The sequence below is a fragment of the Acinetobacter sp. 1207_04 genome (assembly GCF_052850415.1).
Genome location: NZ_VXCQ01000031.1, coordinates 1 through 5,536, shown reverse-complemented (window position 1 = coordinate 5,536; position 5,536 = coordinate 1). Strand labels below are relative to the sequence as shown.

At 48.2% G+C, this 5,536-nt stretch carries 2 tRNA genes and 3 rRNA genes; all 5 read left to right on the top strand.

The window, feature by feature from the left end:
- Positions 1–171: 171 nt before the first annotated feature.
- Positions 172–1,709: ribosomal RNA gene (locus FW754_RS16265) — 16S ribosomal RNA — on the top strand.
- 59 nt (positions 1,710–1,768) lie between these two features.
- Positions 1,769–1,845, top strand: a tRNA-Ile gene (locus tag FW754_RS16260).
- Between the two features lie 44 nt (positions 1,846–1,889).
- Positions 1,890–1,965, top strand: a tRNA-Ala gene (locus FW754_RS16255).
- 376 nt (positions 1,966–2,341) lie between these two features.
- Positions 2,342–5,238, top strand: a 23S ribosomal RNA gene (locus tag FW754_RS16250).
- 158 nt (positions 5,239–5,396) lie between these two features.
- Positions 5,397–5,511, top strand: a 5S ribosomal RNA gene (rrf, locus tag FW754_RS16245).
- Together the 16S, 23S and 5S rRNA genes with 2 tRNA genes alongside form the textbook arrangement of a ribosomal RNA operon.
- The last annotated feature ends 25 nt before the right edge of the window (positions 5,512–5,536 follow it).

Below are 5,536 nucleotides of genomic sequence, written 5' to 3'. Positions count from 1 at the left end.
GAGAAGATCATTAAGAATATATGAAGAACAACTTGTGTGGATTTTTACTGGTTAATCGATCGAAACTATTTCATTGATTAGATGGTAAGAATTACTCGAAGTTTATTTGAGAAATAATTGTCAGAAAATTGATGAGCCAAGATTGGTGCCCTTTAAGGCACTACTGATTTTAAACTGAAGAGTTTGATCATGGCTCAGATTGAACGCTGGCGGCAGGCTTAACACATGCAAGTCGAGCGGAGTGATGGTGCTTGCACTATCACTTAGCGGCGGACGGGTGAGTAATGCTTAGGAATCTGCCTATTAGTGGGGGACAACATTTCGAAAGGAATGCTAATACCGCATACGCCCTAAGGGGGAAAGCAGGGGATCTTCGGACCTTGCGCTAATAGATGAGCCTAAGTCAGATTAGCTAGTTGGTGGGGTAAAGGCCTACCAAGGCGACGATCTGTAGCGGGTCTGAGAGGATGATCCGCCACACTGGGACTGAGACACGGCCCAGACTCCTACGGGAGGCAGCAGTGGGGAATATTGGACAATGGGGGGAACCCTGATCCAGCCATGCCGCGTGTGTGAAGAAGGCCTTTTGGTTGTAAAGCACTTTAAGCGAGGAGGAGGCTACCGAGACTAATACTCTTGGATAGTGGACGTTACTCGCAGAATAAGCACCGGCTAACTCTGTGCCAGCAGCCGCGGTAATACAGAGGGTGCGAGCGTTAATCGGATTTACTGGGCGTAAAGCGTACGTAGGTGGTCTTTTAAGTCGGATGTGAAATCCCTGAGCTTAACTTAGGAATTGCATTCGATACTGGGAGACTAGAGTATGGGAGAGGATGGTAGAATTCCAGGTGTAGCGGTGAAATGCGTAGAGATCTGGAGGAATACCGATGGCGAAGGCAGCCATCTGGCCTAATACTGACACTGAGGTACGAAAGCATGGGGAGCAAACAGGATTAGATACCCTGGTAGTCCATGCCGTAAACGATGTCTACTAGCCGTTGGGGTCTTTGAGACTTTAGTGGCGCAGCTAACGCGATAAGTAGACCGCCTGGGGAGTACGGTCGCAAGACTAAAACTCAAATGAATTGACGGGGGCCCGCACAAGCGGTGGAGCATGTGGTTTAATTCGATGCAACGCGAAGAACCTTACCTGGTCTTGACATAGTAAGAACTTTCCAGAGATGGATTGGTGCCTTCGGGAGCTTACATACAGGTGCTGCATGGCTGTCGTCAGCTCGTGTCGTGAGATGTTGGGTTAAGTCCCGCAACGAGCGCAACCCTTTTCCTTATTTGCCAGCGGGTTATGCCGGGAACTTTAAGGATACTGCCAGTGACAAACTGGAGGAAGGCGGGGACGACGTCAAGTCATCATGGCCCTTACGACCAGGGCTACACACGTGCTACAATGGTCGGTACAAAGGGTTGCTACCTAGCGATAGGATGCTAATCTCAAAAAGCCGATCGTAGTCCGGATTGGAGTCTGCAACTCGACTCCATGAAGTCGGAATCGCTAGTAATCGCGGATCAGAATGCCGCGGTGAATACGTTCCCGGGCCTTGTACACACCGCCCGTCACACCATGGGAATTTGTTGCACCAGAAGTAGGTAGTCTAACCGTAAGGAGGACGCTTACCACGGTGTGGCCGATGACTGGGGTGAAGTCGTAACAAGGTAGCCGTAGGGGAACCTGCGGCTGGATCACCTCCTTAACGAAAGATTGATGGCCGGTAAGAATCCACAACAAGTTGTTCTTCATTGAAGTATCTGAGGGTCTGTAGCTCAGTTGGTTAGAGCACACGCTTGATAAGCGTGGGGTCACAAGTTCAAGTCTTGTCAGACCCACCATTCTGACTGAAAAGCACAGAGCATTAGATACGAGATCTTAAGCTGGGGACTTAGCTTAGTTGGTAGAGCGCCTGCTTTGCACGCAGGAGGTCAACGGTTCGACTCCGTTAGTCTCCACCATTACTTTAGAGTAATTAAGCTAAGAAGTTAGATTATAGAATTTAATAAATACTCAATTTTAAGATTGATATTGATTTATTAAGTTCTGTGATTTATCACAGTTTGCTGCGCATCGACGAGATGGCAGTCAATCATTAACAGAATATATTTGAGTTGAAATAAATTGTTTAAGGCTCAGAGCTAATTAAACATAACAATATGACACGTAAGTGACATATTGAAGTGATTAAGAAGTGATGAGAACTAGCGATTAACTGAATCAAGCGTTTTGGTATATGAATCTAATAGAAGCTGTACGGTGATTAAGTTCACAGAATTCTAAACTGTAATGTTGATAATCTTGCTTGTAAAGATTAACGACTGTTTGGGGTTGTATAGTCAAGTAATTAAGTGCATGTGGTGGATGCCTAGGCAGTCAGAGGCGATGAAAGACGTAATAGCCTGCGATAAGCTCCGGGGAGGCGGCAAATATCCTATGATCCGGAGATTTCTGAATGGGGAAACCCACTTACCATAAGGTAGGTATCGCAACATGAATACATAGTGTTGCGAGGCGAACGAGGGGAAGTGAAACATCTCAGTACCCTTAGGAAAAGAAATCAATTGAGATTCCCTTAGTAGCGGCGAGCGAACGGGGAACAGCCCATTAAGTTATATGTGCTTTAGCGGAAAGCTCTGGGAAGTGCTACCGTAGAGGGTGATAGTCCCGTACACGAAAGGGCACATATAATGATGACGAGTAGGGCGAGGCACGTGAAACCTTGTCTGAATATGGGGGGACCATCCTCCAAGGCTAAATACTCCTGACTGACCGATAGTGAACCAGTACCGTGAGGGAAAGGCGAAAAGAACCCCTGTGAGGGGAGTGAAATAGATCCTGAAACCGCATGCATACAAGCAGTGGGAGCCGGCATTGTGTCCGGTGACTGCGTACCTTTTGTATAATGGGTCAGCGACTTACATTCAGTAGCAAGGTTAACCGCATAGGGGAGCCGTAGGGAAACCGAGTCTTAATAGGGCGTTTAGTTGCTGGGTGTAGACCCGAAACCAGGTGATCTATCCATGAGCAGGTTGAAGGTTGGGTAACACTAACTGGAGGACCGAACCCACTGTCGTTGAAAAGCCAGGGGATGACTTGTGGATAGGGGTGAAAGGCTAATCAAACTTGGTGATAGCTGGTTCTCCCCGAAAGCTATTTAGGTAGCGCCTCGGACGAATACCATTGGGGGTAGAGCACTGTTTCGGCTAGGGGGTCATCCCGACTTACCAAACCGATGCAAACTCCGAATACCAATGAGTACTATCCGGGAGACAGACTGCGGGTGCTAACGTCCGTAGTCAAGAGGAAAACAATCCAGACCGCCAGCTAAGGCCCCAAAATTATAGTTAAGTGGGAAACGATGTGGGAAGGCATAGACAGCTAGGAGGTTGGCTTAGAAGCAGCCACCCTTTAAAGAAAGCGTAATAGCTCACTAGTCGAGTCGGCCTGCGCGGAAGATGTAACGGGGCTAAAACTATATGCCGAAGCTGCGGATTTGCAATTTATTGCAAGTGGTAGGGGAGCGTTCTGTAAGCCGATGAAGGTGTATTGAGAAGTATGCTGGAGGTATCAGAAGTGCGAATGCTGACGTGAGTAACGACAATGCGAGTGAAAAACTCGCACGCTGAAAGACCAAGGGTTCCAGTCCAACGTTAATCGGGGCTGGGTGAGTCGACCCCTAAGGCGAGGCCGAGAGGCGTAGTCGATGGGAAATTGGTTAATATTCCAATACTTCTGTGTAATGCGATGAGAGGACGGAGAAGGTTAAGTCAGCCTGGCGTTGGTTGTCCAGGTGAAAGGTTGTAGGCATGTATCTTAGGCAAATCCGGGGTACTCTATGCTGAGAACTGATAGCAAGCTGTACTTGTACAGTGAAGTGGCTGATACCATGCTTCCAGGAAAAGTCTCTAAGCTTCAGTTACACAGGAATCGTACCCGAAACCGACACAGGTGGTCAGGTCGAGTAGACCAAAGCGCTTGAGAGAACTCTGCTGAAGGAACTAGGCAAAATGGTACCGTAACTTCGGGAGAAGGTACGCTGTCGACGGTGATGGGATTTACTCCCTGAGCGGTTGACAGCCACAGAAACCAGGCCCCTGCAACTGTTTATTAAAAACATAGCACTCTGCAAACACGAAAGTGGACGTATAGGGTGTGATGCCTGCCCGGTGCTGGAAGGTTAATTGATGGGGTTAGCGTAAGCGAAGCTCTTGATCGAAGCCCCAGTAAACGGCGGCCGTAACTATAACGGTCCTAAGGTAGCGAAATTCCTTGTCGGGTAAGTTCCGACCTGCACGAATGGCATAATGATGGGGGCGCTGTCTCCAGCAGAGACTCAGTGAAATCGAATTCGCCGTGAAGATGCGGTGTACCCGCGGCTAGACGGAAAGACCCCGTGAACCTTTACTGCAGCTTGACATTGAACTTTGATCTTACTTGTGTAGGATAGGTGGGAGGCTTTGAAACCGTGACGCTAGTTACGGTGGAGCCAATCTTGAAATACCACCCTGGTAATATTGAGGTTCTAACTCTGCTCCATAATCTGGAGCGAGGACCATGTCTGGTGGGTAGTTTGACTGGGGCGGTCTCCTCCTAAAGAGTAACGGAGGAGTACGAAGGTGCGCTCAGCGTGGTCGGAAATCACGCGTAGAGTATAAAGGCAAAAGCGCGCTTAACTGCGAGACCCACAAGTCGAGCAGGTACGAAAGTAGGTCTTAGTGATCCGGTGGTTCTGTATGGAAGGGCCATCGCTCAACGGATAAAAGGTACTCTGGGGATAACAGGCTGATACCGCCCAAGAGTTCATATCGACGGCGGTGTTTGGCACCTCGATGTCGGCTCATCTCATCCTGGGGCTGAAGCAGGTCCCAAGGGTATGGCTGTTCGCCATTTAAAGAGGTACGCGAGCTGGGTTTAGAACGTCGTGAGACAGTTCGGTCCCTATCTACCGTGGGCGTTGGAAATTTGAGAGGATCTGCTCCTAGTACGAGAGGACCAGAGTGGACGAACCTCTGGTGTACCGGTTGTGACGCCAGTCGCATCGCCGGGTAGCTATGTTCGGAAGGGATAACCGCTGAAAGCATCTAAGCGGGAAGCCTACCTCAAGATAAGATTTCCCTAGGACTTTATGTCCTCTAAAGAGCCGTTGAAGACTACGACGTTGATAGGTTGGATGTGGAAGTGCAGTGATGCATGAAGCTGACCAATACTAATTGCTCGTGAGGCTTGACTATACAACACCCAAACAGTTGTATGTTTCTTTAAATTCAATGCAAAATGCTTGATTTAGTTACAAAGCTAGTTACAATACCAACTCAAATATACCTGTTAATAACTCTTTTGGAAAAAACTTAGCAAAATGTAAGACTAAGTGAATATCCATAAACAGTTTGCTGGCGACAATAGCAAGAGTGAACCACCTGATCCCTTCCCGAACTCAGAAGTGAAACCTCTTTGCGCTGATGGTAGTGTGGGGTTACCCATGTGAGAGTAAGTCATCGCCAGCTTTTAAATCTAAAACACCCTCTGTCA